The organism is Haloferax sp. DFSO52, assembly GCF_048158745.1.
Lineage (GTDB): Archaea > Halobacteriota > Halobacteria > Halobacteriales > Haloferacaceae > Haloferax.
Genome location: NZ_JBLOPB010000001.1, coordinates 1,019,539 through 1,044,044 on the forward strand (window position 1 = coordinate 1,019,539; position 24,506 = coordinate 1,044,044).

Below are 24,506 nucleotides of genomic sequence, written 5' to 3' on the forward strand. Positions count from 1 at the left end.
TGACCGTCAGGTGTGAGTGATATCTCGTGACGAATCAGTTTACACGCCTCTTTCGAGTAGCAGTCGTCCTCGTCGTCACCGTTCTCGCGGCCATCGTCGGGTGGGTGCTCTTCTACAGCGTTCCGTCCGACCTCGCGGAACTCCTCGGCATCCTCCTCATCATCGGAACGGTCGTCACCGCACTTCGGTTCGGCGGGCAACTCGCCGAGTCGGTGTTCCCGACCTACGATGTCGCCGAAGTCGCCGTCGAAGGGCCCATCACGCGTGACGGTGGAGGCGGGCGGATTCCCGGCCGCGGTGGTGGGATGCCCGCCGACGACATCGTCGACCAGATAGACGCGGCGTCTGCCGACGAAAACGCCGAGGCGCTGGTCCTCAAACTCAACACACCCGGCGGTGAGGTACTCCCGAGCGACGACATCCGACGGGCCGCCGCCGACTTCGATGGACCGACCATCGCCTACGCGACCGATACCTGCGCGTCTGGTGGTTACTGGATTGCCAGTGGGTGTGACGAGTTGTGGGCACACGACGCCAGCATCGTCGGGTCGATCGGCGTCATTGGGTCGTCTGTCAACGCCTCCGAACTCGCGGAGAAGGTCGGTATCTCCTACGAACGGTTCGCCGCCGGGAAGTACAAAGACGCCGGCAGCGTTCTGAAAGAACCGACGGACGACGAACGCGCGTACTTGCAGGGACTCATCGACGACTACTACGACGACTTCGTCGAGCGCGTGGCCGAGGGACGAGAGATGGACCCCGAAGCCATCCGAGAGACGGAAGCCCGGGTCTATCTCGGAGAAGAGGCACACGAACTCGGACTCGTCGATTCGCTCGGCACCCGCGACGACGTCGAAGATCGATTGGCAGAACTCCTCGACCGTGAGGAAGTATCGGTTCGTGAGTTCACGCCACAGGTCAGCATCGCTGACCGCCTTCGCGGCGGGGCCGAGGGTGTCGCGTTCGCGTTCGGTGCTGGAGTCGCATCGTCGTTCGACGTCGACGACGGGTTTTCGTTTCGCCACTGACGACTGGGAGGCTTTTTAGCCCACGACTGCATTCATTTTCCACGTGACAACACTCGTCCTCTGTGTCGACCGTGCAAACGACATCGGTCGGAAGTCGGGACTCTCGACGCCTGTCGTCGGATGGGAGGCCGTTCGGTCGCTCGTCACGGACGTCGGGCTCGCGGACCCTGAGGATTCGAGTGTCAACTGCCTCCTCGAAACGTTACGCGTCACCCGCGAACTCAGAGACGAACGCGAGGATGCAGAAATCGCCGTCATCTCCGGGTCGTCTGAGTCGGCCATCGGTGCAGACCGAGCAGTCGCGACACAACTCGACACGTTAGTCGAACAGTACGACTTCGATTCTGCGGTAATCGTCATCGACAGCGCAGAGGACGAACGACTCGTCCCCGTCATCGAGAGTCGCCTCCGGGTCGATGCGGTCGACCGCGTGGTCGTCCGGCAGGCCCACGACATCGAGTCGACCTACTACCTCCTCAAGCAGTTCCTCGCCGACGAAGAACTCCGCTCGACGGTGCTCGTCCCCCTCGGTGTCGGGTTGCTCCTGTTGCCACTGCTCCTCGTGCAGTTCACACCCGCGGTGGCGCTGGCCGGACTCGCCGCACTCCTCGGTGCTGTACTTCTCTACAAGGGACTGGCAATCGACGAGTTCTTCTCGAACGCACCGGAACAGGTTCGCGACGCGCTCTACTCCGGTCAGGTGTCGGTCGTCACCTACGCCGTGGCGGCAGGATTGGCTATCGTCGGCCTGTTCCTCGGTGCGCTGGCGGTTCGGACGCCCGGCACGACCGGTGACGAGTTGCTGTTACCGTCGCTGTTGTTCGTCTACCACAGCGTTCCGTGGTTGGCGCTCGCCGCCCTCACTGCGAGCGCGGGTCGCCTCCTGGACGAACTCATCGGAAACGAAGTGGTCTCGACGTCGTACATGAACCTCCCGTTCGGCGTCATCGCGATTGGGCTGGTCCTCAGGGGATTCGCGGGATTCCTCCTCGAACGGCAAGGCGAACTCGCGCACCTCGTCCTCCTGGGACGACTCGAACTCTCGCCGGCCCAGCGACTGGTGATGTTCATCGTCGCCGGCATCGTCATCAGTCTCGCCGGGGTTCGCATCTCGGCGACTGTCTCGGACGAACCACTCGACGAGATTTCCGAGACGCGAGCAGAAAATTAGCGTCGCTCGGGTATCGACTCGTCGTCAGTCGAGCGCGCGGTACTCGCCGTGTTTGACACCGATGGCGAGACAGACTGCACCGAAGACGAGCATCGTTGGCGTCACCATCATCAACACGGTACTCGTCGCCATGACACCCATCCCGACGAGTGCCGCCGTTCCGACCGCGACGAGACCGACGAGCAGTGCGACTGTCTTTGGGAGGTCGAACTCCATGCGAGTCCGTCAGGACTCGGCTCCCAAATCCGTTGTGGCTCAGATTCGGAAACACGTCGGTCGGGAACTTACCAGAGTGCGAAGTCTGGGTCGAGCCGGCGGTCGACCTGTTCGATGGCGTCGATTGCCTCGATATCGCTGTCGTCGAGTTCGAGCGAGAGCGACACCCAGTTGTCGCGGATGTGGGCATCACTCGTCGCCTTCGGAATGGCCGTGATTCCCTTCTCGCGAAGCCACGCGAGGGACACCTGTACTGAACGGACAGAGACGAAAATTAGTTCCAAAAGCCGGACTAGAGTTCCGACAGTTCGCGCAGTCAGTACTTCGGTTCCGCGCCGGAGAGGTTGTAGAGTCGGTCCATCACGTCGTCACGACTCTCTTGCCACGACTCGAAGGCACCCGGCCGCGACGGGTAGGCGTTGTACACGTCGGTTATCTCGTCGGCGAGTTTGCTGACCTTGTAGAGTTCGTAGAGTTTGCCCCAGTGACCGAACGTCTTGACGAGCGTCTCTAGCTTGAGGCCGAGACCCATCGACGAGGTGCCGGAACTGAGTGCGTCGGCGAGTTGCTGGCCGGGGACGGAGGCGACGATGCGCGTCAGTTCGTCCACGTCGTGAGCACCGCCCCAGATGTTGTAGAGGTCGACCGCAGCGAATCGCTTGCCGAAGTCGGTCATCACGTCACGGTTGTACTCCCAGAGGTTCGCTTCGCTCACGTCGCCCTCCGAGATGGCGCTGGCGGCCCGCTTGACAGCCCAGTGTGCAGACTTCGCAGCGCCGGGGATGCCGCCGCCAGTCGTCGGATTGACGTGGCCTGCGGCGTCACCAGCAGCGATGAAGCCGTTCGCGACGGCGGAGTCGTAGGGTCGGCGGGTCGGGAGGGCAGCACCGAGTTTGCTCGTGACTTTCGCCTCGTCGAACTCGGGGCGTTCGGCGACGTGTTTCTTGAGGTCCTCGACGAGTTTCATCGGCGGCTTGTTCATCTGGAAGCCGAGACCGACGTTGATTTCGGTCGGCGTTCGCGGGAAGTACCAGACGTAGCCGAGTTCTTCGGTGGGGCCGAAGACGATTGCGTCGTGGTAGTCGACCGGGTCGGGAACCTCCATCACTTCGCGGTAGGCAGAACAGAAGTGCTGGTACGAGACGTTCGTGTCGAATCGCGTGCCACTGAAGTCGGTCTTGTCCTGGAGAATCGACAGCGACCCAGCGCCGTCGATGACGACTTCTGATTCGTATTCGACGACCTTCCCCTTACGCTTGCCACGGACACCGGTGACGAATCCGTCGTCGTCTTGGACCACGTCCTGGACGACAGTGTCGAAGTGGATGTCAGCACCGACGCGTTCTGCTTCTTCGAGGATTATTTCACCGTAGCGCTTGCGGTCGAGGACTGCACCGGGTGCGCCGAACTCGACTTCGAGGTCGTCTCCCTGTGGGTTCTCGAAGATAGCACGGCGAATGTTCTGGTTGGTGAACGCTTCGTCTTTCAGATAATCGAGGTCGATTACGTCGGGGAACGTACTCTTGCCTTTGATGGCATCCCCACAGGCAATGTTCCCTTTATCCTCCTCGGACTTTCGCTCGACAATCACCACGTCGAGACCTTCCGAGGCAGCCGTCGCTGCAGCGAAGGCACCCACCGTTCCTCCACCGACGACGACTATATCGTAGGATTCCGCTGGCATATCAACCGAAGTTGATGCTGCCGTAATAAAAAACGACCGTATATGGACCTCACAACTTGGGGGGATGGGTGGGCTGTCCGAGAGAGCCGCTCGCTAACTCGTCGAGAAGAACTCACACGCGGACCTGTCTTTGTACTCGATTGTAGCCTGAGCGAGACTGTCATGGTGTCAGAGCGCCTCTAGAGGCGTCATGCGATTGCTTCGACCTGCCATTGCGCTCGCGTTCGTGGTCGTCCTCGCCGGGTGTCTCGGCGGGACGACAACCATCGCGGCGTCCCCAGCGACGATTCCCGCGTCGGCGTACGAATCACACGGGTACGTCCACGGTAACAGCACCGTCGTCCCCTTCTCGTACGACGTTGGGGCCGGCCCTGCCTCGCAAACTGTCGGCGTCGAAGTGTGGGTGTCTGGTTACTCGAAGACGACGGCAGACGACGACGTGACGGTCCTCGCCGTCGTCTCGTCGCCAGACAGGGAGGTCGCCGGGCAGTCGGTGAACCCACTCGCGAACCTCGGCAACCGAGAACTCGTCGGTGTCGGACTCGGCTACCTCGCAGACGCGCAGGCCCTTGGCAACGTCCCCGAGGTCAACGGGCTTCGTGAGGTCGACGCCCGAACCGTGACGATACTCGGCGACGAGACGGAACTCGTCACCTACGAGGGAACTGTCGTCGTCGAACCCGGCGAGACCACTGTGGACGGCGAACCAGTCGCCTACGAAGGTGGCAGCGCAGACGTTCGCATCCACGTCGCGACAGTCGAACACGATGGCGACATCATCGTCGTCGTCGCAGTCCACGAGGCGAGTGTGGACGAGACGGATTCGATTGCGTCGCTGGCGAGCGCTATCGAACATCCGGGAACGGTCGAAAAATCGGGAACGTAAGTGCGTCGCGAGTGAGTTAGTAGAACTCGCGGACGAGGTCCATCGCGTCGTCGGGTGCGCCCGACGGGATGTCGGACATGTTCTCCGTGACGCCGAACTTCTGTTCGTAGGAGACAGAGTTCTCGTCCTGGTAGAGGATTCCCTCGAACTCTTTCGAGGAGTCGAGAATCTTGTCCTTGGCGGCGTCGAAGTCGGTTGGGTCGTGGTCCGTGTCTGCGAGGTCGACGAGGTTGTCGCGGAAGTAGTCGTAGGTGTCGACGTCGTTGAACGTGACACACGGACTGAAGACGTTCACGAAGCCGAAGCCATCGTGTTCGATAGCCGCCTGCACGATTTCGGCGTGGCGCTTGTGGTCAGTCGCGAACGACTGCGCGATGAACGTTCCGCCGGCGGCCAGCGCGAGTGCGAGCGGGTTGACCGGCGGCTGTTTCGGCCCTTCGGGCGTCGTCGACGTCTCGAAGTCCTCACGCGAGGTTGGCGACGCCTGCCCCTTGGTCAGGCCGTAGATACGGTTGTCCATGACGGTGTAGGCCATGTCCACGTTGCGGCGGACGGCGTGGATGAAGTGACCAGCACCAATCGAGTAGCCGTCACCGTCGCCACCGGCGGCGACGACGGTCAGGTTGGGGTTGGCCAGTTTGACGCCTGCGGCGACGGGAAGCGAGCGCCCGTGGACGCCGTGGATGGCGTACGAGTGCATGTACGTCCCGATTTTGCCGGAACAGCCGATACCGGCGACCACGAACGTGTTGTCGGGGTCGGTGCCGGAGTTGGCCAGCGCCTTCATGATACCGTTCATCGTCCCGAAGTCCCCACAGCCGGGACACCAGGTCGGTTGCTTGTCGGATTTAAAGTCGGTGAAGCGAACGTCTGAGCTCATGCGGAAACCTCCTCTTTGTCGAGGGTAGCTTTGATTTGGTCTGCGAGTTCGTCCGCCTTGAAGCGGACGCCGTCGTATTTGTTAATGCGCTTGACACGGGTCAATGTGTCGTGCTCGACGACGTCGGCGAACTGCCCCGTCGCGTTACACTCGACGACGATGACTTCGTCGGCAGCCTCGATGTCGTCGGAGAGGTCAGGTCGCGGGAACATGTACGGGACCGACAGGAAGCGAACGTCGATGCCGTCGTCTTCGAGGAAGTCGAGCGCCTCGATGAGCGCACCCTCGTTCGAGCCCCACGAGAGGATGAGCGTGTCGGAGTCGGGATTCCCGAACTCACGCGGTGAGAAGTCTTCGGTGGCTTTCGCCGTCTCGACCTTCCGTTCGCGCTTGTCGACCTGTTTGACACGCATTCCTCTGTCTTCGGTCCGGCGACCGAGTTCGTCGTGTTCGAGACCCGTCGACATGTGTGCGCCCTGTGCCGTGCCGGGGAACGCACGCGGACTGATGCCGTCGTCGGTGAGGGCGTGTGGCTGGAAGCGACCCTTCTCGTCGAGCCATTCGTCGATGGAGTCGTCGTCGACGACCTTGCCGCGGTCGATTTCGACTTTGTCCATGTCGAAGGCTTCCGGCGGGAAGGTCTGTTCCGTGACGGCCATCGCGAGGTCGGCCGCGACGTAGACCGGAAGCTGGTACTTCTCGGCCATGTTGAACGCTTCGACCGTCTTCCAGAAACACTCGTCAATGCTCGTCGGCGCGACGACGAAGCGTGGAATCTCGCCGTGGCCACCGTAGAGCATCATGTTCAGGTCGCCCTGTTCTTGCTTGGTCGGCATCCCCGTCGAGGGGCCCGAGCGCATGACGTCGACGATGACGAGCGGCGTCTCCGAGGTGGCGACGAGACCGAACGTCTCGGTCATCAGGTCGATACCCGGACCGGAGGTTGCCGTCATCGACCGTGCACCGGCGCGTGCCGCACCGAGTGCGAGGTTGATGGCTGCGAGTTCGTCTTCTGCCTGCACGACGTGGCCACCGTAGCGTTCGATGCGACCGGTCAGGTACTCCATCACGTTCGTTGCGGGCGTGATGGGGTAGCCAGCGTAGAAACGGCATCCAGCGGCGATGGCACCCATGCCGATTGCCTGGTCACCGTTGATGAGGATGTAATCGTTGTCCGTCGTTTCGAGGTCGTAGTCGAACTCGTAGTCGTACTCCTCGTCGACGTATTCGAGTCCTGCGCGAGCAGCTTTCTTGTTGTTCTCGACGATTGCCTCACCTTTCCCACCGAAGCGCTTCTTGAGTGCGCTGTCGAGGTTCTCGATTGGGAAGTCGGCGACGGCGCACGCCGCACCCAGTGCGACGACGTTGCGCATGATAGCGCCACCAGCTTCCTCTGCGAGTGCCTTGAGGGGAACGTCCAGCCCTATCATCCCCTCCGGGATTTCGACGTCAGCCATCGTCGAGCGGTCACCGTCGTAGATGATGACCGACCCGTCGTGGAGTTCGTCGAGGTTCTCGTCGATCGTGCGTTGCGTGAGTGCGATGAGGACGTCGAGTCGATCAACAACACTCTGTACGGGGTCGATGGCAGTCCGAACCTTGTACGCCGTGTAGCCACCGCGGATTCGCGATGCGAAATCCTTGGAGGTGAACACGTGGCGTCCAGCCCGGGAGAGTGCCTGAGCGAAAATCTTCCCCGTTGAGTCGATACCATCGCCAGCCTCGCCGCCGATGGCCCAATTGAAGTCCGCAGGCATGCTGAGTGAAATCTACCCATAGCCGGGTCAAAAGCCTTCTGAAAAATTGCGTCCTCCCCCACAGGTGTCAAAAAACGAATACTGGGCTCTCAGGCTTCGAGAGTGTATTTTTCATGCCAACACCCTCGTTGATTAGGCACTCTCACGTCGTAGGGTGGACAAACGTCCAATTACCTCGAATCTGGGAGCTATCGGAAACGGTAACCGGTTTCTCTCGAGTCGGTCTGTCGGTGGTCGTGCTGGAAGGCAAGGCCCTTGTGAGCGTGCGCCGAATCGGGCCCATGGACGCTACCGTCACCGTTACTGCGGCCCGTGAGGTTGGACCCGGAACGGTCGCTATCGAGTTCGAATCGCCAGCGGAGTTCGAGGCCAAACCGGGCCAGTTCGTGAAGCTCTCGGCCACTGTGGACGGCGAGTCGTACGCACGGTTCTACACGCTCTCGTCGCCGGGTGTCGCAGAGACGTTCGAAGTGACCGTCGGTATCGACCCGGAGGAAGCCGGCCCGTTCAGCCACCACCTCGAATCACTCGCTGCGGGCGACACCATCGACCTCTCCGGCCCGTTCGGCCAGAGTTACTACGACGGTGAGTCGCGAGTGGTCGTCCTCGCCGGCGGCCCCGGTATCGGCCCCGCAGTCGGTATCGCCGAGGCCGCCGTCGGGGACGGAAACGAGGCGGCAGTCGTCTATCTCGACGACGCGCCCGCGCACGAGGACAGACTCGACGCCCTCAGCGACGACGGTGCGAGTGTCGTCGTCACCGACGACGAGGCTGCCCTCACTGACGCCGTCGCTGCCGCGCTCTCTGGCGACAGTGGAGAACAGGTGTTCGTCTACGGCTTCGCCACGTTCGTCGATGCAGCAGTCGAAGCACTTGAAGCGGCCGGCGGTGACGCCGACGCGGCGAAAGTCGAAAACTTCGGCTAAGAGCGACCGAGTCGCTCGGCGCTTATTCTACTGGTTGCCACGCCGTGAGGACCGCCACTGCCAACGCACCACCGACCCATCCGACGAGGCCCACCACTGCCGCGAGTGGGGACGCTGCGCTCCCCGTCTCGACGGCGACGCCGAAGACGAGCGACCGAAACGCGCCGTTCGGACTGACGGCGAGCAGGTACGGGACTGCGTCGATGCCGATTGTTCCCGAGGTGAGGCCAGCGACCGCCGCCGCGTCGACGCCGACGACGAACGCGACGAGCAATCCGACGGCGAGGGCGAGTGCCTGCCGCGCGGTGCGTGCTGCCGCGGAGATAGCGAGTGCGACTGCCGCCGTCGCCAGTGCGAACAGCACTGCGAGGACGGCGAAGCGGACGAACGCGACGGGTGAGTCGGCAGCGGCGTTCAACGCGAGAAACGTCGATTTGTCGGGAGACAACAGGGGAACCGTCGCGGCGGCGACCAGAAGCGACCCGAAGACGATGGTGACGAGCGCCAGACTCCGCCCGAGGAAGACGCCGCCGACGTAGGCGACCCGAGAGACGTCGAACGTTCGAAGCACGTCCAATTCCCCGGATTTGCGGTCGGACAGCACCGCGCGATAACAGAGTGCGAACGCGAGAAGCGGAACCAGTGCCTCCACGAAGGGGACCAGGTCGAGAACGAGTGGGACGTATCCGCCGCGCGACCCGGACCCTGCGGCCGCGACGGCGACGACGCTGAGTGCGAACACGACCGAGAGTGCGACGACTGCCGGTGTTCGCACGACGGTTCGGAGTTCGCGGGTCGCGGTGGCGAAGAGGTCCTGCAGGTCGCTCGTGCGGGGACGCGCGCCGGTCATCGGCCGTCCACCCCGTCGGTCGAGACGAGTGTTCCAAACGCCGTCTGGAGGTCGGACGCGCCGGTCGATTCGACTATCTCACTGGGTGCGGCGTCGGTGACGAACCGGCCACCGTCGAGGAGGACGACACGGTCTGCAGTGCGTTCGACCGGCCCCAGATTGTGCGACGAGAGGACGATTGCTGTCCCGTCGGCGGCGAGACTCGAGACGATATCGAAGAGTCGTTCGACCATCCCGGGGTCGAGGCCACTCGCTGGTTCGTCGAGGACGAGGACGGCAGGGTCGCCGATGAGTGCCCGGCCGAGTCCGAGCAGGCGAGTCATGCCACCGGAGAGTGCGTCGACTCGTCGGTTCGCGGCGTCCGAGAGGCCGACTCGGTCGAGAATTTCGGAGATGTCCACCGCTCCCTCGACGAACTGGGCGTAGAACTCGAGCGTCTCTTCGACGGAGAAGCCGTCTCGGAACCCCGGTTGCTGTGGGAGATAGCCGACACGAGTGTCACCGTCGGTGCCGAGTGAGACGGTCCCGCTATCGGGGGACCGAACCCCAGCGAGGAACCGAATGAGGGTGGATTTTCCGGACCCGTTCGGGCCGACGAGCGCGACGATTTCGCCCGGTTCGACAGCCAGCGAGACGTCTTCGAGCACGCGAAGGTCGCCGAAGGCGTGTGTCACCCCTGTCGCTTCGAGTGCTGGTCGTCGCATCGAGGAATCGGCATCGGTCGTCTGGGGTGCCTCGGTCACGGGTTCTGTCGCCTCTGTCGCCTCGGTGGCAGGTACATCTCCATCAGACGTTGTCTCTTCTGTCTCAGGCATCTGTCTCCTCCGTCGCGTTGAGTGTCGCGAGGACATCCGGTTGCACAGGGTCCGTTCGTGGTGCTGCATCGACGACGCCGGGTGAGCGGAGTCCGGCGACGTCGTCGCGTGCGGTCCGAAGAGCGTCCATCATCGGTGCACGCGAGAGGGTGAGTGCTGCCGGGTGACGGCCGAGTTCAGCATCGACCGGGCCGGATGGTTGGAACGCTCTGTCGTACACGCCATCACCATCGATATCTTCGAGCGGGAGGGCACCCCAGTAGTTCCCCGCTCCGTTTCGTGTCCACGTGCGCATGGGCCCGTGCGAGGAATCGACGTGCCGCTCGTTGCCGACGATATCGTTGCGGATGACGACGTTCGTCGGGAACGTCGAACTCCCGTGGACGCCCACGTCGTTGCCAACGACGACGTTTCGCGTGAACACCTGCCGGTCGCCAGTGACGGTCATGCCGAATTTGTTGTCGGCGAAGACGTTGTCTGCGACGTAGGTGTCGCTGCCGGCGGGGATGAACCCCAATCCGGACTCTCGAACGTCGTTTCCAACGACGAGATTGCCGACGGGGCGAGTCATGATGATGACCCCGATTCGCCTGTCGCGGACGACGTTGTCGGCGACGAGCACGTCGGAGGTGTACATCTCGTGGACGCCGTAGCGACCGCCTTCCATGTAGTTGTCTCTGATGACGCTCCCGTCGGCACGGTGGGTGTAGACGCCGTCGCGTCCGTCGAGGAACGTCGAGTTTTCGATAACCGAACGCTGGCCGATGAGGACGATGCCCATGAATCCATCAGAGGCTTTCGCTGCCCCGTTGACAGTGACGTTTGCGAACACGCTGTCTGCACTCTCGCGGACGATGATGCCGCTCGATGGGGTGTCGATACGAACGCCGCGAACGACGGATTCGTTCGCCCCGTCGAGGACGATGCCGGCGTCACCACGCCCGTAGGCGAGTTGGACGCGCGTGTCCCAATCGACGGATTCGTTCGTCGAGTTCACCCGCCGCGTTCCAACGTCACCGACGCCCGAGATCGCGAGATTCGCGACCGCTGCACGGTCTGCACGGACGTGGACGACGGTTCCGTTTCCATCGCCGACGAGTCGGGTTTCGGGGCCGGCACCGACCAGCGTAATCGACCGATTCAGTTCGACCGTATCGACGGAATAATTCCCGGCAGGGACGTAGACAGCCGTGTTTTCGGGTGCGGATTCGAGAGCCGCCCCGATGGTCGGTGCGTCGTCACCGACGACAGTCGAGACGGGTCGGTCGACGAGCGCGTCACTCGTCGCGATTGTTTGATTGGCCCAGTCGTGGTGGGCGGCGACTGCCGCGTCGAACGCGGCGATTCGGCTGTCGAGTGGGTTATCTGACCGCTCTCGGAGCGTCTGCCAGTCGACGACTTCGCCGCCGTACTCGCTGGCGAACGACCGGGCCGCGTCAGTTTCGGAGAAGGGGACGGCGATGGGGCCAGATGGGACACGCGCCTTCGAGTCGACGACGAACGCGGCATCGGACACCTCGACCCAGCCGGGTTCTCGGTTGTGTTGCGTCCGGAGATAGCCGTCGTCGTCGACCACCGGAGAGACTGGCGCGTAGTCGGTGACGAACACGGCGAGTGGGTCGCCGAACTGTCGAGTGCTCTCCGCGGATTCGATGTCCGCAGCGGCAGTCGTCACGTCGTAGTATCCGATGACGTAGCGATACCGAGAGAAGTGAACCTGTGCGACGGGAACTTCGAACCCTTCGACTTCAGAAATCCGGGTATCGACCGCAGTCCCGCCGGTCTTCACCGTGTCCTCGAACGGGGCCGGTGAGACGGTTCCCGACGCGGGAACGACGAACGAGACGCTCGCGAGGACGAGCACGAACGCTGCCACGCCCGCGGCCCAGCGAGTCGCAGTCGGGGTCACGAGTGCCATCGGCGGTCAGGTCCCGACGACGACGGAACCGTCGGCTGATGGGTCGTAGACGGCCGACGATGGGTGGTTCGTGCTGCTCTCGACATCACACATGCATGCGCCTACGTCCGCGAGGGGTGATATGCACGATGGTCTGTGCATCGAACCGAGACTCGGACCCGGAATGGGACAACCCGAATCATTAATCATCGTCCATACTGATTTTCGAGCATGTACGACGACGAGGAGTTAGCGTCTATTCGAGAGGCGCGCGAAGAGTGGGAGTCCGAAACTCGTGACCCCTTCCTCGAGAAAGGTGGCGAGCGGAAGGACCGATTCGCGACCGTCTCGAATCACGAAGTCGAGGATATCTACACGCCCACCGACGTGGCCGACCTCGACTACGAAGCGGACCTCGGGTTCCCGGGTGAAGCGCCCTACACGCGTGGTGTGTACCCCACGATGTTCCGTGGCCGAACGTGGACGATGCGCCAGTTCGCGGGGTTCGGGACCGCCCGAGAGACGAACGAGCGGTTCCACTATCTCACCGAGAACGGGCAGACCGGTCTCTCGACGGCGTTCGACATGCCCTCGCTCATGGGCAAAGACTCGGACGACCCGCTTTCGGACGGTGAAGTCGGTAAAGAGGGCGTCGCCGTCGACACCCTCCGCGACATGGAAATCCTCTTCGACGGCATCGACATCGGCGAGGTCACCACGTCGTTCACCATCAACCCCTCTGCACCGGTCGTCTACGCGATGTACGTCGCACTCGCGGACAATCGCGGCGTCTCCCGCGACCAGATCGGCGGCACCTTCCAGAACGACATGCTCAAAGAGTTCATCGCGCAGAAGGAGTGGGTCATCCCGCCGGAACCCTCGCTGAAGCTCGTCACCGACACCGTCGAGTTCGCCGCCGAGGAGACGCCGCGAATCCGTCCCATCTCGGTTTCTGGCTACCACATCCGTGAGGCTGGGTCGACGGCGATTCAGGAACTCGCCTTCACGCTCGCCGACGGGTTCGCCTACGTCGAAGACGCGATGGACCGCGGTCTCGACGTGGACGAGTTCGCACCCCAGCTGTCGTTCTTCTTCAACTCACACAACTCCATCTTCGAAGAGGTTGCGAAGTTCCGTGCCGCCCGTCGCATCTACCACGACGTGATGTCCGAGTGGTACGACGCCGAAGACGAGCGCTCGAAGCAACTGAAGTTCCACACACAGACTGCGGGGCAGTCGCTGACGGCCCAACAACCGCTCAACAACATCGTCCGCGTGACGCTTCAGGCGCTCGCTGGCGTCCTCGGCGGGACCCAGTCACTCCACACCAACAGTTTCGACGAGGCGCTGGCGCTCCCTTCTGAGGAGGCAGTCACGGTTGCCCTGCGAACCCAGCAGATTATCGCCGAAGAGTCGGGTGCGGCCGACGTTATCGACCCCCTCGGCGGGAGTTTCTTCATCGAGAAACTCACCGACGAAATCGAGGAAGAGGCCATGGCCTACATCGAAGAGATTCGCGAGATGGGCGATGGCTCCGTCCGCGACGGCGTCCTCGAAGGTATCAACGAAGGATACTATCACAGAGAGATTGGTGAGGCGTCCTACGAGTACCAGTCGCGCGTGGAAGATGGCGAAGAAGTCGTCGTCGGCGTCAACAAGTACGCCAGCGACGACGACAGTCGCCCCGACCTCCTCCACGTCGAAGAGGCCGTGCAGGACCGCCAACTCGGCCGCCTCGAATCGGTCAAAGACGAACGCGACGACGACGCAGTCGACGCGGCACTCGCCGAACTCCGTGAAACCGTCGAGAACGGCGAGAACGTCATGCCGGTCCTCGTCGATGCGGTCAAAGCGTACGTCACGATGGGCGAAATTATGGACGTGTTCGCCGAGGAGTACGGCACCTACCGCGAGACGATTGGCGTGATGTAACGCACGGGACTGCCATCCCAGTTCTGTCTGTGGTCTAGCAACACTGCCGACGCCGACGACAGGCTACACTGCTCACGCCGACGACAGTCTACACTGCCGAAAACTCCGAAAATCTGGTCATCTGTTTACTCGTCGAATCGGTGCCCCGTCGCCTGATAATCGCACGCCCTCACTGCCGAACTACATAGATTTATCATGGATGATTCTATTGGTTAGCACGTACTATGGTAGACGGTGACGGAGATGGAGAACTAGAGGCACGGCTGGTTGAACAAGAGGAGTTCGAGCCCTCCGAGGAGTTCGTCGCACAGGCGAACGTCTCCGACCCGAAAATCTACGACGAGTTCGAAGAAAACTGGCCGCACAGCTGGGAACGCGCGGCCGAGATGTTAGACTGGGACGAGTCGTACGACCAGGTACTCGACGACTCGAATCCGCCGTTCTACAAGTGGTTCACGGGCGGGAAGCTGAACGTCTCGTACAACTGTGTCGACCGCCACGTCGAAAACGGCGACAAGAATCGCGTCGCCATCAAGTGGGAAGGCGAACACGGCGAGACGCGGACGTACACCTATCAGGACCTCTATCGTGAAGTAAACGAGTTCGCGGCGGCACTGCGTGACCTCGGCGTCGAAGAAGACGACGTCGTCACGATGTACATGCCGATGATTCCGGAGCTTCCAATCGCGATGCTCGCGTGTGCCCGCATCGGCGCACCGCACTCGGTGGTCTTCGGCGGCTTCTCTGCAGAAGCGCTCGCGACGCGAATGAACTCGGCCGATTCGGAGTATCTCGTCACGTGTGACGGCTACTACCGACGCGGTGACGCACTCGACCACCTCGACAAGGCCAACGAGGGTCTCGACGGCGTCGACCACGGCGTCGAGGCGACAGTCGTCGTCGACCGTCTGGGTGACGATGGCTTCGGTCACGAACTCCGCGGCAACCAGCACGACTGGGACGACCTGCTGGCCGACCACGCTGGCGAACGGGTCGACCCGGTCCAGCGCGACGCCGAAGACATGCTCTTCTTGATGTACACGTCGGGGACGACGGGCCAGCCGAAGGGTGTCAAACACACCACCGGCGGCTACCTCGCGTACGCCGCGTGGACTTCACACGCGGTTCTCGACATCGAGAAAGAAGACACCTACTGGTGTTCGGCAGACATCGGCTGGATTACCGGCCACTCGTACATCGTCTACGGCCCACTCGCGCTCGGGACGACGACAGTGATGTACGAGGGGACACCGGACTTCCCGAACCGCGACCGTCTGTGGGACATCATCGAGAAGTACGCAGTCGACATCTTCTACACGGCACCGACGGCGATTCGCGCCTTCATGAAGTGGGGCAGCCAGTACCCAGAGCAACACGACCTGTCGAGTCTGCGCTTGTTGGGGACGGTCGGTGAGCCAATTAACCCGCGCGCGTGGAAGTGGTACTACAAACACATCGGCAACGAGGAGTGCCCCGTCGTCGACACGTGGTGGCAGACTGAGACGGGCGGAATGATGATTACGACGCTTCCCGGCATCAAGAAGATGAAACCCGGCTCTGCTGGCCCGCCGCTTCCGGGAATCGACGCGAAGATCGTCGATACGAAGGGCGAACAGGTCGATGCCGGACGTGCTGGCTACCTCACGGTCAACAAGCCGTGGCCGGGAATGCTCCGCACGCTCTACAACAACGACGAGCGCTTCATCAACGAGTACTGGCAGGAGTACTCTGATACCGACAGCGACGACCCGGCCGACTGGGTCTACTTCCCAGAAGACGGGGCGAAAATCGACGCGGACGACTACATCACCATCCTCGGACGTGTGGACGACGTCATCAACGTCTCTGGCCACCGTCTCGGGACGATGGAGATTGAGAGCGCAATCGTCGGCGTCAAAGGCGTCGCAGAGGCCGCAGTCGTCGGCGGCAACCACGAGGTGAAAGGCGAAGCGGTCTACGCCTACGTCATCACCGAAGAAGGCCAGGAAGAAGACGACGAGATGCGCCGACGCATCATCGAAGGTGTCGAAGACGCCATCGGACCAATCGCGCGGCCCGAGGCGGTCGTCTTCACGCCAGAACTGCCGAAGACGCGGTCTGGGAAGATTATGCGTCGCTTACTCGAAGAGATTGCCAACGGCGACGAGCTCGGTGACACGACGACGCTCCGCAACCCGGAAATCGTCGAGGACATCCAGCGAAAAGTCCAGTCTAACTAATCGCTCGCCGCGTTTTCACGTATTTTTTGACACCATAACTCGGGAGTGTCTCGGTCGTCACGATTCGTCAGTACCGCGCATCAGCCGGTGAGCCCCTCGATATGACGGTGGGTCGAGCGTCGAGAGAAGTGGCACCATCCCGCACATTTATCTCGAACGTTAGTGAAGGACACTACGTATGGAAAAACCACTCCTGGTGACCGATTTCCTCGACCGGGCCCGTCGGTACTACACCGACGAGGAAGCGGTCGTCGCGACGACAGGTGAACGGTTCTCCTACGCGGAACTTGGCGAACGGGCAGATGGATTCTCGGCGGCGTTGCAGTCGCGTGGCGTCGAAAAAGGTGACCGAGTGGCCGTCCTGGACCCGAACACACACTACCACCTCGAAGCAGCCTACGGGACGATGCAACTCGGCGGTGTTCACATGCCGTTGAACTACCGACTCGTCCCGGCGGACTTCGAGTACATGCTCAACGACGCCGAGGTGAAGGCGATTTACGCCGATTACGCGTTTGCGGACAAGATCGAGGAGATTCGAGACGACATCCCCACAGAGATATTCATCACCAACGACCCCGACGAGGTCGATGGCGACTGGGAGGATTTCGACGATATCATCGCCGAGTCCACCGACTACGACCGGCCGGAGATGGCCGAAGACGAGATAATCACCATCAACTACACCTCGGGGACGACGGGCGACCCGAAGGGGGTCTGTCGAACCCACAGGGCCGAGACGATTCACGCCTACCTCATCTCGATGCATCAAGACATCTCAGACGAGGATATCTATCTGTGGACGCTCCCGATGTTCCACGTCAACGGATGGGGGCACATCTACGCAATCACCGGTCACGGTGCGAAGCACATCTGCACACGCGGTGTCGATGCCGAGGACGTGCTCGACGCCATTCGGACCGAGGACGTGTCGTATCTCTGTGCCGCGCCAACGGTGCTTAACCTCTTAATGAAACACTACCGCAGCGAGGGTGGGGTCGAAACCGCGGGTGCCAACCCGGTTCGCGCAGCGACGGCCGGTGCCGCCCCGCCGGAAGCGACGATTCGAACGGTCGAAGACGAGTTCGGATGGCGACTCATGCACGTCTACGGTGCGACTGAGACGGGGCCGCTCATCACGACGTCCGAGGCACATCGATATCTCTCGGGCGATGACGACCGATTCGGCATCAAGAAGAAACAGGGAATCGGCTATCTCGGGGCCGACGTCCGCGTCGTCGACGAAGACGGAAACGACGTGCCGAGGGACGAACAGAGTATCGGTGAAATCGTCGTCGCCGGCAACATGGTGATGGAAAAGTACTGGAACAAGCCCGAAGAGACCGAAGAGGCGTTCACGTCTCGACTGGAGGGCTACTACCACATGGGTGACCTCGCAGTCGTGGACGAAAACGGCTTCATCAGCATCCAGGACCGCAAGAAGGACATCATCATCTCCGGCGGTGAGAACATCTCCAGTATCGAATTAGAGGACACGCTGTTCGACCACGAGAACGTCGCGGACGTGGCCGTCATCCCGGTTCCGTCCGACGAGTGGGGCGAATCACCGAAGGCGTTCATCGTTCCGCGGAGCGGCGACCCAGACGCACCGGGCGTGACAGCCGAAGCGCTCATCGAGTTCTGCCGAGAGCGCATCGCGACGTACAAAGTCCCCAAGGAGATCGAGTTCGTCGCCGAACTCCCGAAGACGGCGACGGGGAAGATTCAGAAGTACGAACTCCGCGAGCAAGAGTGGGAAGACGAAGGCCGGATGGTCGGCGAAGGATAGTTGAGTCGCGGGAGACTCACTGACCTTCGGTTCGCCGGATTCTCCTGAGTTTTAGCGTTTGAATCATCGGACGGCGAGTCACACCCACGCTCGTAGTGGCACTCGACTCTCTCGGACAAACAGCGGGGTCGCTACAGGGGTGAAAGAACGTGAAAACGAAACGGTACGGGAAGGGAACGTCAGGTGGCTTTGGCTTTAGTCGTCGCCGTAGCAGGGGCAGTACTTGAGGCCAAGCTTCTGAGGGTTGTTGTTCCAGGTGTCGAGGACGTTCTTGATGGGTTCGCCGTTGACCCCATTGACGTACCAGTGTTCTTGGCCTTTCTCGGCGTTCTCAAGCCAGTCTTCTGCTTTACGCTTCACTTCACGGACCGTGGAACCTTCGTACGGACCGTACTTGATTGGTTTGTCAAGACACGGGTCGTCCTCCTTTTTCCGGTTCTGGAAGTTCAGAATCGTGGCCATCAGGTGCTTGGCCATGATAAGGTCCTTCGCACCCTCTGACGGGTCGAGGAGTTCGATATAGTCCCCATTCCCGTTGGTGGGTTCCGGCCCGTTTTTCTTCATCTTGGGTACGAACACGTACCCGTAGAGGTCGTACGGATATTCGACTCCCCACGCTTTGGGGTGGTTCGCCCAGTACCCGGGAGTACGGGGGCAGGATGTCGCAGCGACGCTTCCGGAGACTGCTGGGATACCGACACCAATGCCGAGTGCCGACATCGCACCAAGTCGTAGAACGGAGCGACGCGTTGGCGAGAATTTGTCTTTCGTCATGTCAATCAGCCACGAGAGTGGCGAATAGAGAGACGCGATTCGTAGGATTAGTTATAGGTCAGAAATTCACGATTAGATGAATTATATGAGTAACCAGTTCACACGAGATATCAGTTGAACCACGACAATTAGGGACCATATATCGCTTTCAATGACAATAAACGAAACAAGAGTGTCAGGTGTTTCAGATAGTCACGAAGGCGTGTTCGAGACGCTCGGGGGCTGATAGCCACTGGTTTGAATCTAGTCACGTCGTTCTGCCGGCACGCAGTTCAACTAATTATCACGAATCGAGCGGTCGCCGAATTGTCTCCATCGTGTCTTCCAAAATCTAGGATTTCCGGACGTTAGGAAGTGCCGACTCTATTCCGTCAACATCGCTGTGACAGAAAAACTAAGTATGTTACATAATACCATATAAATATACTCGGTATATTTTGCTAATAAATTATACAGATTAAAGGATATATATACATAACAATTATTAACTACCTATTCCCGGTTTGATTATGGCACGGGATACCAAGCCACTCAATCGCAGAGATGTGCTAAAGGCAACTGGTGCAGTCGGTCTGGCTGGACTGGCCGGTTGTACAGGTGGCGGCGGCGACGGTGACGGCGGGGATAGTGGCGGAGATGGCGGCAACGGCGGCGGTGGCGACGGCGGCAACGGCGGCGATGGCGGCGGCGACGGCGGCGGTGAAGAGTACCCATCGCTCGGTAACTTCCCTATCGAGGGAGACACGGCGACGTTTGGGTTCAACGTCCCGCAGTCTGGACCGTACGCGTCTGAAGGTGAGGACGAACTGCGAGCGTACCAGCTCGCGGTGAAGCACCTCAACGAAGGTGGCGGCTGGGTCGACACCCAGTTCGACGACCTCTCGGGCGATGGCGTGCTCGGCTACACCATCGACCACGTGGACGGCGACACGGCGACCGACGCAGACCAGGCACGACAGTCTGCCTCCGGGATGATTCAGCGTGACAACGCAATCATGATCTCCGGCGGGTCGTCCTCTGCGGTGGCTATCGCAGTGCAGGGGCTGTGTCAGAACGAGAAGGTCATGTTCATGGCCTGTCTGACGCACTCGAACGACACCACCGGGAAGGACTGTGTCCGCTACTCCTTCCGTGAGATGTTCAACGCGTACATGACCGGGCAGGCACTCGCGCCTGTCGTCAGGGATGCCTACGGTGAGGGCCTGAGCTTCTACCAGCTCTACGCCGACTACAGCTGGGGTCAGACCCAGCAAGAGTCGATGAACCAGTTCATGACCGATGTCGCAGGATGGGAACAGGTCGAGTCTGTCGCGACTCCGCTCGGAACCACCGACTACTCGACGTACCTCTCCGAAGCACAGAGCTCCGGTGCGGACGTCCTCATCCTGAACCACTACGGCCTCGACGGCGCAAACTCCGTCCAGCAGGCTGTGGACGCGGGTATCAACGAGGAGATGGAGATTCTCGTTCCGCTGTACAACCGTCCGATGGCGGAGGCAGCGGGCGGCGCAATCGAGGGCATCTACGGAACCGTCGCGTGGGACTCCCAAATCGACAACACGCCGTCGCAGGAGTTCACCGAGGCGTTCTCTGCCGAGTACGACCGGAGTCCGTCCGGCCCGGCACAACTCGCCTACGCGCAGACGCTCCAGTACGCCGCAGCAGTCGAGCGTGCGGGAACGTTCTACCCGCCTGAAGTCATCAAGCAACTGGAAGACTACGAATACGACAACATCGGCATGGGCGCAGAGACGATGCGCGGCTGCGACCACCAGGCACAGCGCGACGTGCCCGTCGTGCAAGGTCTCCCGGGCTCAGAACAGGAATCCGGAAAATACTTCGAGATTGTCAACGTCACCAGCCGCGACGATCTCGGCTACGCATGTGATGCAGGTCCGGCCGCCGAGTGTGAACTCGGCTCGTACGAGTAAGGCCGCCTGCCTTCATCGTTATATTAATGAAAGTTAATCGCAGACAACTACGCACACGTAAATGAGAAAGAGTAACATACCCATGGTAGAATCTGTCTCAAGTCGCAGATGTGGGGGTGGTCAGTCGTGAGTATCCTCTCCGACATCATCCTCATCTTGCTCAACGGCCTCCAGCAGGGTGCAATTTACGTCCTACTGGCGGTCGGTCTCTCCATCATCTTGGGGACGCTCAAGTTCGTCAACTTCGCCCACGGTGCCCTCTATCTGATCGGCACCTACGCGGGTGTCTTCATCGCACTGAACATCTCGTTGTCGAACGGGAAACTATTCGAATGGGGCTTTACGACGTTCGGCCTCGATTGGGGCTTCTTCGCCGCGTTGGTGTTAGTCCCGATTCTGGTGTTCGTCGTCGGCCTGCTCATGGAGCGGTTCGTCGCCCGACCGTTCTACGACCGACCCGACACCGACCAGATTCTCGTGACGTTCGGGCTCGCAATCGTCGTTCAAGAACTGTTCCGCATCCTCTTCGGCAGTAACAGTCTCCCCTTCGACCAGCCAGAGACGATTCTCTCGTTCGGTTCGTTCGCGGGGATTCCCGTCTCAGGACCCATCGCACTCCCCATCGTCGGGAACTTCCCGCAATGGCGTCTCTACGTCATCGGCATCACGGCTGTCCTCGTCGCCCTCGTGTATCTCCTCGTCGAGTACACCGACTTCGGACTGGTCGTCCGTGCAGGGACCCGTGACGCAGAGATGGTTCGATTGCTCGGCATCAAGATTACCCGCCCGTACATCGTCGTCTTCGGTATCGGTGCGGCGCTCGCGGGTGTCGCAGGTGTCGTCGGTGGCCCGCTGAACGTCGTCAACCCGACTATCGGGACGAACATCCTCGTTCCGGCGTTCCTCACCGTCGTCATCGGCGGTGTCGGCAGTATCGCCGGCGCAGTCGTCGGTGGCATCGTCTTCGGACTCACGACGGCCGCACTCGTGTCGCTCGCACCTGCGTGGTCACAGGTCGGCCTGTACGCGATTGCAGCAATCGTCCTCCTGACCCGCCCACAGGGTCTCCTCGGTGACGAGGAGGTGGCACCATGAGCGAAAAAGACGCAAACCCAAGTGCAAAAGAAAGCAATCCAAGTGCAAACCAGACGCTCGTCGGCGGCGAACTGTTCGGCCGCTGGGAACAACTCCGCGGCAGAGAAGGAACTGTGGTCGGGGTCACAGCAATCTTCGTCGCGCTCTTCCCGTGGCTGTTCGCCCGCGCGCCCGTCGTCTCCGATATCCTTCAGGGATACCAGAGTCTGGCGACGTTGATTCTCATCTGGGGCATCTTCGCTATCGGGTTCGACTTGCTGCTGGGCTACACGGGCTTGCTCTCGTTCGGTCACGCCGCCTTCTGGGGCGGGGCAGCCTACGCGTCCGGTATCGTCGCGAAGAACATCAGTGGCGACCCAATCGTGATGGTCGTCTCGGGGACGCTCTTTGCGATACTGCTCGCGTGGCTTCTGGGATTCCTCTCACTGCGTCGTGGTGGAATCTACTTCTCCATCCTCACGCTGGCGTTCGCACAGATGATGTACTTCATGGCGGCCTCACCGCTGGCGTTCCTGACCAACGGTGAGAACGGCCTGACGGGCGTCGACGTCGGAAGCCTCTTCGGGGTCATTCACCTCGAAGCCGACATTCCCTCTATCGGCGGGATGCTCCTCGGAACGTGGCTCTACGCCTTCGTCGGCGTGCTCTTCGTCGCCGCAGTCGCAACCGCCTACCGCATCCTCAACTCGCCGTACGGGATGGTCTTCCGTGCGATTCGCGAGAACGAACAACGCGCAGAGTTCGTCGGGCTCAACGTCTGGCGATACAAACTCATGGCGTTCATCATCTCCGGTGCCTTCGCCGGCATCGCTGGAAGTCTCTTTACCATCCACGGTGCGTACGTTCCGCTCCAGTCGCTGTTCTGGACGGAGTCCGGTGACATCGTCGTCATGACGGTGCTCGGTGGTGCAGGGTCGATGTTCGGTCCCGTCCTCGGGGTCGGCGTCTACCTCTACATCGAGAACATCGTCAGCACCATCCAGGTACTGACGATTCCATTCACCGACATCGTGCTCATTCAAGACTTTGGTTACTACTGGCACCTGCTGCTCGGTATCGTCTTCGTCGCCGTCGTCTGGATCGTTCCGGACGGCCTGTGGGGAATGATCGGACGTGTCCGCACGTTCGTCTCCGAGCGTATGGGAGGTGAGCGCTAATGGCGCTCTTAGAGACTGAAAACCTCGTCAAAGAGTTCGGTGGCCTCGTCGCCACCGACGACGTGAACCTCACCGTCGAAGAAGACGAGCGAGTCTCCATCATCGGCCCGAACGGGGCCGGGAAGTCCACGCTCATCAACCTCATCACTCGCCGACTCGACCCGACGAGCGGCGACATTCGGTTCAAAGGCGAGTCTATCGTCAACCTCGAACCGCACGAGGTGGTCCAGCGTGGTATCTCGAAGTCGTTCCAGACGGCGTCGATTTTCCCGGACCTCACGGTCCGAGAGAACGCAGAGATTGCGGCACTTGCCGCCGAGCGCGGCGCGTTCGGCTTCGAGTTCCTGAAACACCGTGACTCGCTCACTGACGTGCACGACGTCGCGCGCGACACCCTCGACTCGGTCGGCTTGCTCGGCCGGGCCGACACCATCGCGACAGACCTTCCGTACGGCGACAAGCGTCGCCTCGAAATCGGAATCGCACTCGCCAGCGAACCGGACCTGCTCCTCATGGACGAACCGACTGCCGGTATGTCTCCCGAAGAGACGAAATCGACGGTCGACCTCATCGAGCAGGTCAAGCGTGACCACGGACTCACCTTCGTCCTCGTCGAACACGACATGGAAATCGTCTTCAGCATCTCCGACCGCATCGTCGTCCTCAGTCGCGGTGGCATCATCGCAGAAGGCACCCCAGACGAGATTCGGGGCAACGAGGACGTGCAAGAAGCCTACCTCGGAGGTGTCGAGATATGAGCCTCCTCGAAATCGACGCCATCGACGCCTACTACGGCGAGAGTCACATCATCCGAAATCTCTCGATGAACGTCGAGGAGGGCGAAATCTGTGCACTTCTCGGCCGCAACGGTGCCGGAAAGACCACGACACTTCGGTGTATCTCCGGTGCGACGCCACCGGACGTTCGAAAGGGTGCCATTCGGTTCAAGGGCAACGATATCACGAGTGTCCCCGCGGAGGACGTCTCCGTGCAGGGAATCTCGCTCGTCCCCGAAGAACGACGTATCTTCCCGAACCTCTCTGTGGCCGAGAACTTGCACCTCGCAGAGGTCGTCAACAACAAGTCCAACACGTGGGGGCGGTCGCTCTCGTTCGGCCACAAGGGAATGACCACACAAGAGGTCTACGACCAGTTCCCCCGACTCGACGAGCGCAAAGACCAGCGTGCTGGCACGCTCTCCGGTGGCGAACAGCAGATGCTCGCCATCGCCCGGGCGTTGAAGCAAAACACCGACCTGATGCTCCTCGACGAACCGTACGAGGGCCTCGCGCCCAAGATTATCGAGGACGTGGAAGATGCAGTACAACGCATCAGCGACGCTGGGACGACGATTCTCCTCGTCGAACAGAACGCCGCTGCGGCAATCAAACTCGCAGACCGCGCGTACGTCATCGACCAGGGACAGATCGTCTTCGACGGGACTTCCGACGAACTCCGAGAAGACAAAGAGACACGCGAGCGCTACCTAGGTGTCTAAG

At 61.2% G+C, this 24,506-nt stretch carries 20 protein-coding genes and 1 pseudogene; 12 read left to right on the plus strand and 9 right to left on the minus strand.

Annotation, left to right across the window (positions count from 1 at the left end; genetic code table 11):
• Positions 1-26 precede the first annotated feature (26 nt).
• Positions 27-1,028 carry a signal peptide peptidase SppA gene (gene sppA, locus ACK3SC_RS05310; protein ID WP_416839076.1) on the plus strand — a complete coding sequence of 334 codons (1,002 nt, stop codon included), beginning with the start codon at positions 27-29 and terminating at the stop codon, positions 1,026-1,028.
• 43 nt (positions 1,029-1,071) lie between these two features.
• Positions 1,072-2,199, plus strand: coding sequence for a DUF373 family protein (locus tag ACK3SC_RS05315; protein ID WP_416839077.1), 1,128 nt, complete (start codon positions 1,072-1,074; stop codon positions 2,197-2,199).
• Between the two features lie 24 nt (positions 2,200-2,223).
• Here ACK3SC_RS05315 and ACK3SC_RS05320 read toward each other — a convergent pair whose 3' ends face one another.
• From ACK3SC_RS05320 to ACK3SC_RS05330, 3 genes and pseudogenes are all read right to left on the minus strand, one after another.
• Positions 2,224-2,415: a hypothetical protein gene (locus ACK3SC_RS05320; protein ID WP_416839078.1), complete on the minus strand. Its 192-nt coding sequence runs from the start codon at positions 2,413-2,415 to the stop codon at positions 2,224-2,226.
• A 68-nt stretch (positions 2,416-2,483) separates the two neighbouring features.
• Positions 2,484-2,666, minus strand: a pseudogene (locus tag ACK3SC_RS05325) (aldo/keto reductase); the annotation flags it as partial.
• A gap of 65 nt (positions 2,667-2,731) precedes the next feature.
• Positions 2,732-4,099 (minus strand): geranylgeranyl reductase family protein, encoded by a 1,368-nt coding sequence (locus ACK3SC_RS05330; protein WP_416839079.1) that lies wholly within the window; start codon positions 4,097-4,099, stop codon positions 2,732-2,734.
• A gap of 190 nt (positions 4,100-4,289) precedes the next feature.
• Between ACK3SC_RS05330 and ACK3SC_RS05335 the strand changes: the two genes are divergently transcribed.
• Positions 4,290-4,985: a DUF6517 family protein gene (locus tag ACK3SC_RS05335; protein WP_416839080.1), complete on the plus strand. Its 696-nt coding sequence runs from the start codon at positions 4,290-4,292 to the stop codon at positions 4,983-4,985.
• A 16-nt stretch (positions 4,986-5,001) separates the two neighbouring features.
• Here ACK3SC_RS05335 and ACK3SC_RS05340 read toward each other — a convergent pair whose 3' ends face one another.
• A complete protein-coding gene (locus ACK3SC_RS05340) occupies positions 5,002-5,865 on the minus strand; it encodes a 2-oxoacid:ferredoxin oxidoreductase subunit beta (RefSeq protein ID WP_416839081.1) in 864 nt (287 codons plus the stop codon).
• Positions 5,862-7,622: a 2-oxoacid:acceptor oxidoreductase subunit alpha gene (locus ACK3SC_RS05345; RefSeq protein WP_416839082.1), complete on the minus strand. Its 1,761-nt coding sequence runs from the start codon at positions 7,620-7,622 to the stop codon at positions 5,862-5,864. Before ACK3SC_RS05345 ends, ACK3SC_RS05340 begins: the two co-directional genes overlap by 4 nt.
• A gap of 281 nt (positions 7,623-7,903) precedes the next feature.
• Between ACK3SC_RS05345 and ACK3SC_RS05350 the strand changes: the two genes are divergently transcribed.
• On the plus strand, positions 7,904-8,548 hold the full coding sequence (locus tag ACK3SC_RS05350; RefSeq protein WP_416839083.1) for an FAD-dependent oxidoreductase: 645 nt from the start codon (positions 7,904-7,906) through the stop codon (positions 8,546-8,548).
• 22 nt (positions 8,549-8,570) lie between these two features.
• Here ACK3SC_RS05350 and ACK3SC_RS05355 read toward each other — a convergent pair whose 3' ends face one another.
• From ACK3SC_RS05355 to ACK3SC_RS05365, 3 genes are read right to left on the minus strand one after another with little or no spacing between them, the layout of a single operon-like run.
• Positions 8,571-9,398, minus strand: coding sequence for an ABC transporter permease subunit (locus tag ACK3SC_RS05355; RefSeq protein ID WP_416839084.1), 828 nt, complete (start codon positions 9,396-9,398; stop codon positions 8,571-8,573).
• A complete protein-coding gene (locus ACK3SC_RS05360) occupies positions 9,395-10,213 on the minus strand; it encodes an ABC transporter ATP-binding protein (RefSeq protein WP_416839085.1) in 819 nt (272 codons plus the stop codon). Before ACK3SC_RS05360 ends, ACK3SC_RS05355 begins: the two co-directional genes overlap by 4 nt.
• Positions 10,206-12,131 (minus strand): NosD domain-containing protein, encoded by a 1,926-nt coding sequence (locus ACK3SC_RS05365; protein WP_416839086.1) that lies wholly within the window; start codon positions 12,129-12,131, stop codon positions 10,206-10,208. Before ACK3SC_RS05365 ends, ACK3SC_RS05360 begins: the two co-directional genes overlap by 8 nt.
• A gap of 210 nt (positions 12,132-12,341) precedes the next feature.
• Here ACK3SC_RS05365 and ACK3SC_RS05370 point away from each other — a divergent pair, with 210 nt between their 5' ends.
• The 3 genes from ACK3SC_RS05370 (at position 12,342) to ACK3SC_RS05380 (ending at position 18,050) form a co-directional block, all read left to right on the plus strand.
• The gene (locus ACK3SC_RS05370) at positions 12,342-14,042 is read left to right on the plus strand and encodes an acyl-CoA mutase large subunit family protein (protein ID WP_416839087.1); all 1,701 of its coding nucleotides are present in this window, start codon (positions 12,342-12,344) and stop codon (positions 14,040-14,042) included.
• Positions 14,043-14,266: 224 nt separating this feature from the next.
• Positions 14,267-16,261 (plus strand): acetate--CoA ligase, encoded by a 1,995-nt coding sequence (gene acs, locus ACK3SC_RS05375; RefSeq protein WP_416839088.1) that lies wholly within the window; start codon positions 14,267-14,269, stop codon positions 16,259-16,261.
• Positions 16,262-16,439: 178 nt separating this feature from the next.
• The gene (locus ACK3SC_RS05380) at positions 16,440-18,050 is read left to right on the plus strand and encodes a long-chain-fatty-acid--CoA ligase (protein ID WP_416839089.1); all 1,611 of its coding nucleotides are present in this window, start codon (positions 16,440-16,442) and stop codon (positions 18,048-18,050) included.
• Between the two features lie 195 nt (positions 18,051-18,245).
• On the opposite strand, the gene ACK3SC_RS05385 is transcribed toward ACK3SC_RS05380, so the two are convergent.
• Complete coding sequence (locus ACK3SC_RS05385; protein ID WP_416839090.1) at positions 18,246-18,824, minus strand: Tat pathway signal protein; 579 nt, start codon at positions 18,822-18,824, stop codon at positions 18,246-18,248.
• Between the two features lie 572 nt (positions 18,825-19,396).
• On the opposite strand from ACK3SC_RS05385, the gene ACK3SC_RS05390 reads away from it, so the two are divergent.
• The 5 genes from ACK3SC_RS05390 to ACK3SC_RS05410 all read left to right on the plus strand — a co-directional run bounded on the left by ACK3SC_RS05390 (position 19,397) and on the right by ACK3SC_RS05410 (position 24,505).
• Positions 19,397-20,755 carry a substrate-binding protein gene (locus ACK3SC_RS05390; RefSeq protein ID WP_416839944.1) on the plus strand — a complete coding sequence of 453 codons (1,359 nt, stop codon included), beginning with the start codon at positions 19,397-19,399 and terminating at the stop codon, positions 20,753-20,755.
• 126 nt (positions 20,756-20,881) lie between these two features.
• Positions 20,882-21,850, plus strand: coding sequence for a branched-chain amino acid ABC transporter permease (locus ACK3SC_RS05395; protein WP_416839091.1), 969 nt, complete (start codon positions 20,882-20,884; stop codon positions 21,848-21,850).
• Positions 21,847-23,007: a branched-chain amino acid ABC transporter permease gene (locus ACK3SC_RS05400; protein WP_416839092.1), complete on the plus strand. Its 1,161-nt coding sequence runs from the start codon at positions 21,847-21,849 to the stop codon at positions 23,005-23,007. Before ACK3SC_RS05395 ends, ACK3SC_RS05400 begins: the two co-directional genes overlap by 4 nt.
• Complete coding sequence (locus ACK3SC_RS05405; RefSeq protein WP_416839093.1) at positions 23,007-23,765, plus strand: ABC transporter ATP-binding protein; 759 nt, start codon at positions 23,007-23,009, stop codon at positions 23,763-23,765. Before ACK3SC_RS05400 ends, ACK3SC_RS05405 begins: the two co-directional genes overlap by 1 nt.
• The gene (locus ACK3SC_RS05410; RefSeq protein WP_416839094.1) at positions 23,762-24,505 is read left to right on the plus strand and encodes an ABC transporter ATP-binding protein; all 744 of its coding nucleotides are present in this window, start codon (positions 23,762-23,764) and stop codon (positions 24,503-24,505) included. Before ACK3SC_RS05405 ends, ACK3SC_RS05410 begins: the two co-directional genes overlap by 4 nt.
• The last annotated feature ends 1 nt before the right edge of the window (position 24,506 follow it).

Coding starts and splice junctions, on each gene's coding strand:
- ACK3SC_RS05355 (WP_416839084.1), bottom strand. CDS start 9,398: ATGACCGGCGCGCGTCCCCGCACGAGCGACCTGCAGGACCTCTTCGCC.
- ACK3SC_RS05410 (WP_416839094.1), top strand. CDS start 23,762: ATGAGCCTCCTCGAAATCGACGCCATCGACGCCTACTACGGCGAGAGT.
- ACK3SC_RS05345 (WP_416839082.1), bottom strand. CDS start 7,622: ATGCCTGCGGACTTCAATTGGGCCATCGGCGGCGAGGCTGGCGATGGT.
- ACK3SC_RS05340 (WP_416839081.1), bottom strand. CDS start 5,865: ATGAGCTCAGACGTTCGCTTCACCGACTTTAAATCCGACAAGCAACCG.
- ACK3SC_RS05320 (WP_416839078.1), bottom strand. CDS start 2,415: ATGGAGTTCGACCTCCCAAAGACAGTCGCACTGCTCGTCGGTCTCGTC.
- ACK3SC_RS05385 (WP_416839090.1), bottom strand. CDS start 18,824: ATGACGAAAGACAAATTCTCGCCAACGCGTCGCTCCGTTCTACGACTT.
- ACK3SC_RS05380 (WP_416839089.1), top strand. CDS start 16,440: ATGGAAAAACCACTCCTGGTGACCGATTTCCTCGACCGGGCCCGTCGG.
- ACK3SC_RS05330 (WP_416839079.1), bottom strand. CDS start 4,099: ATGCCAGCGGAATCCTACGATATAGTCGTCGTCGGTGGAGGAACGGTG.
- ACK3SC_RS05400 (WP_416839092.1), top strand. CDS start 21,847: ATGAGCGAAAAAGACGCAAACCCAAGTGCAAAAGAAAGCAATCCAAGT.
- ACK3SC_RS05335 (WP_416839080.1), top strand. CDS start 4,290: ATGCGATTGCTTCGACCTGCCATTGCGCTCGCGTTCGTGGTCGTCCTC.
- ACK3SC_RS05350 (WP_416839083.1), top strand. CDS start 7,904: ATGGACGCTACCGTCACCGTTACTGCGGCCCGTGAGGTTGGACCCGGA.
- acs (WP_416839088.1), top strand. CDS start 14,267: ATGGTAGACGGTGACGGAGATGGAGAACTAGAGGCACGGCTGGTTGAA.
- ACK3SC_RS05365 (WP_416839086.1), bottom strand. CDS start 12,131: ATGGCACTCGTGACCCCGACTGCGACTCGCTGGGCCGCGGGCGTGGCA.
- ACK3SC_RS05360 (WP_416839085.1), bottom strand. CDS start 10,213: ATGCCTGAGACAGAAGAGACAACGTCTGATGGAGATGTACCTGCCACC.
- ACK3SC_RS05370 (WP_416839087.1), top strand. CDS start 12,342: ATGTACGACGACGAGGAGTTAGCGTCTATTCGAGAGGCGCGCGAAGAG.
- ACK3SC_RS05405 (WP_416839093.1), top strand. CDS start 23,007: ATGGCGCTCTTAGAGACTGAAAACCTCGTCAAAGAGTTCGGTGGCCTC.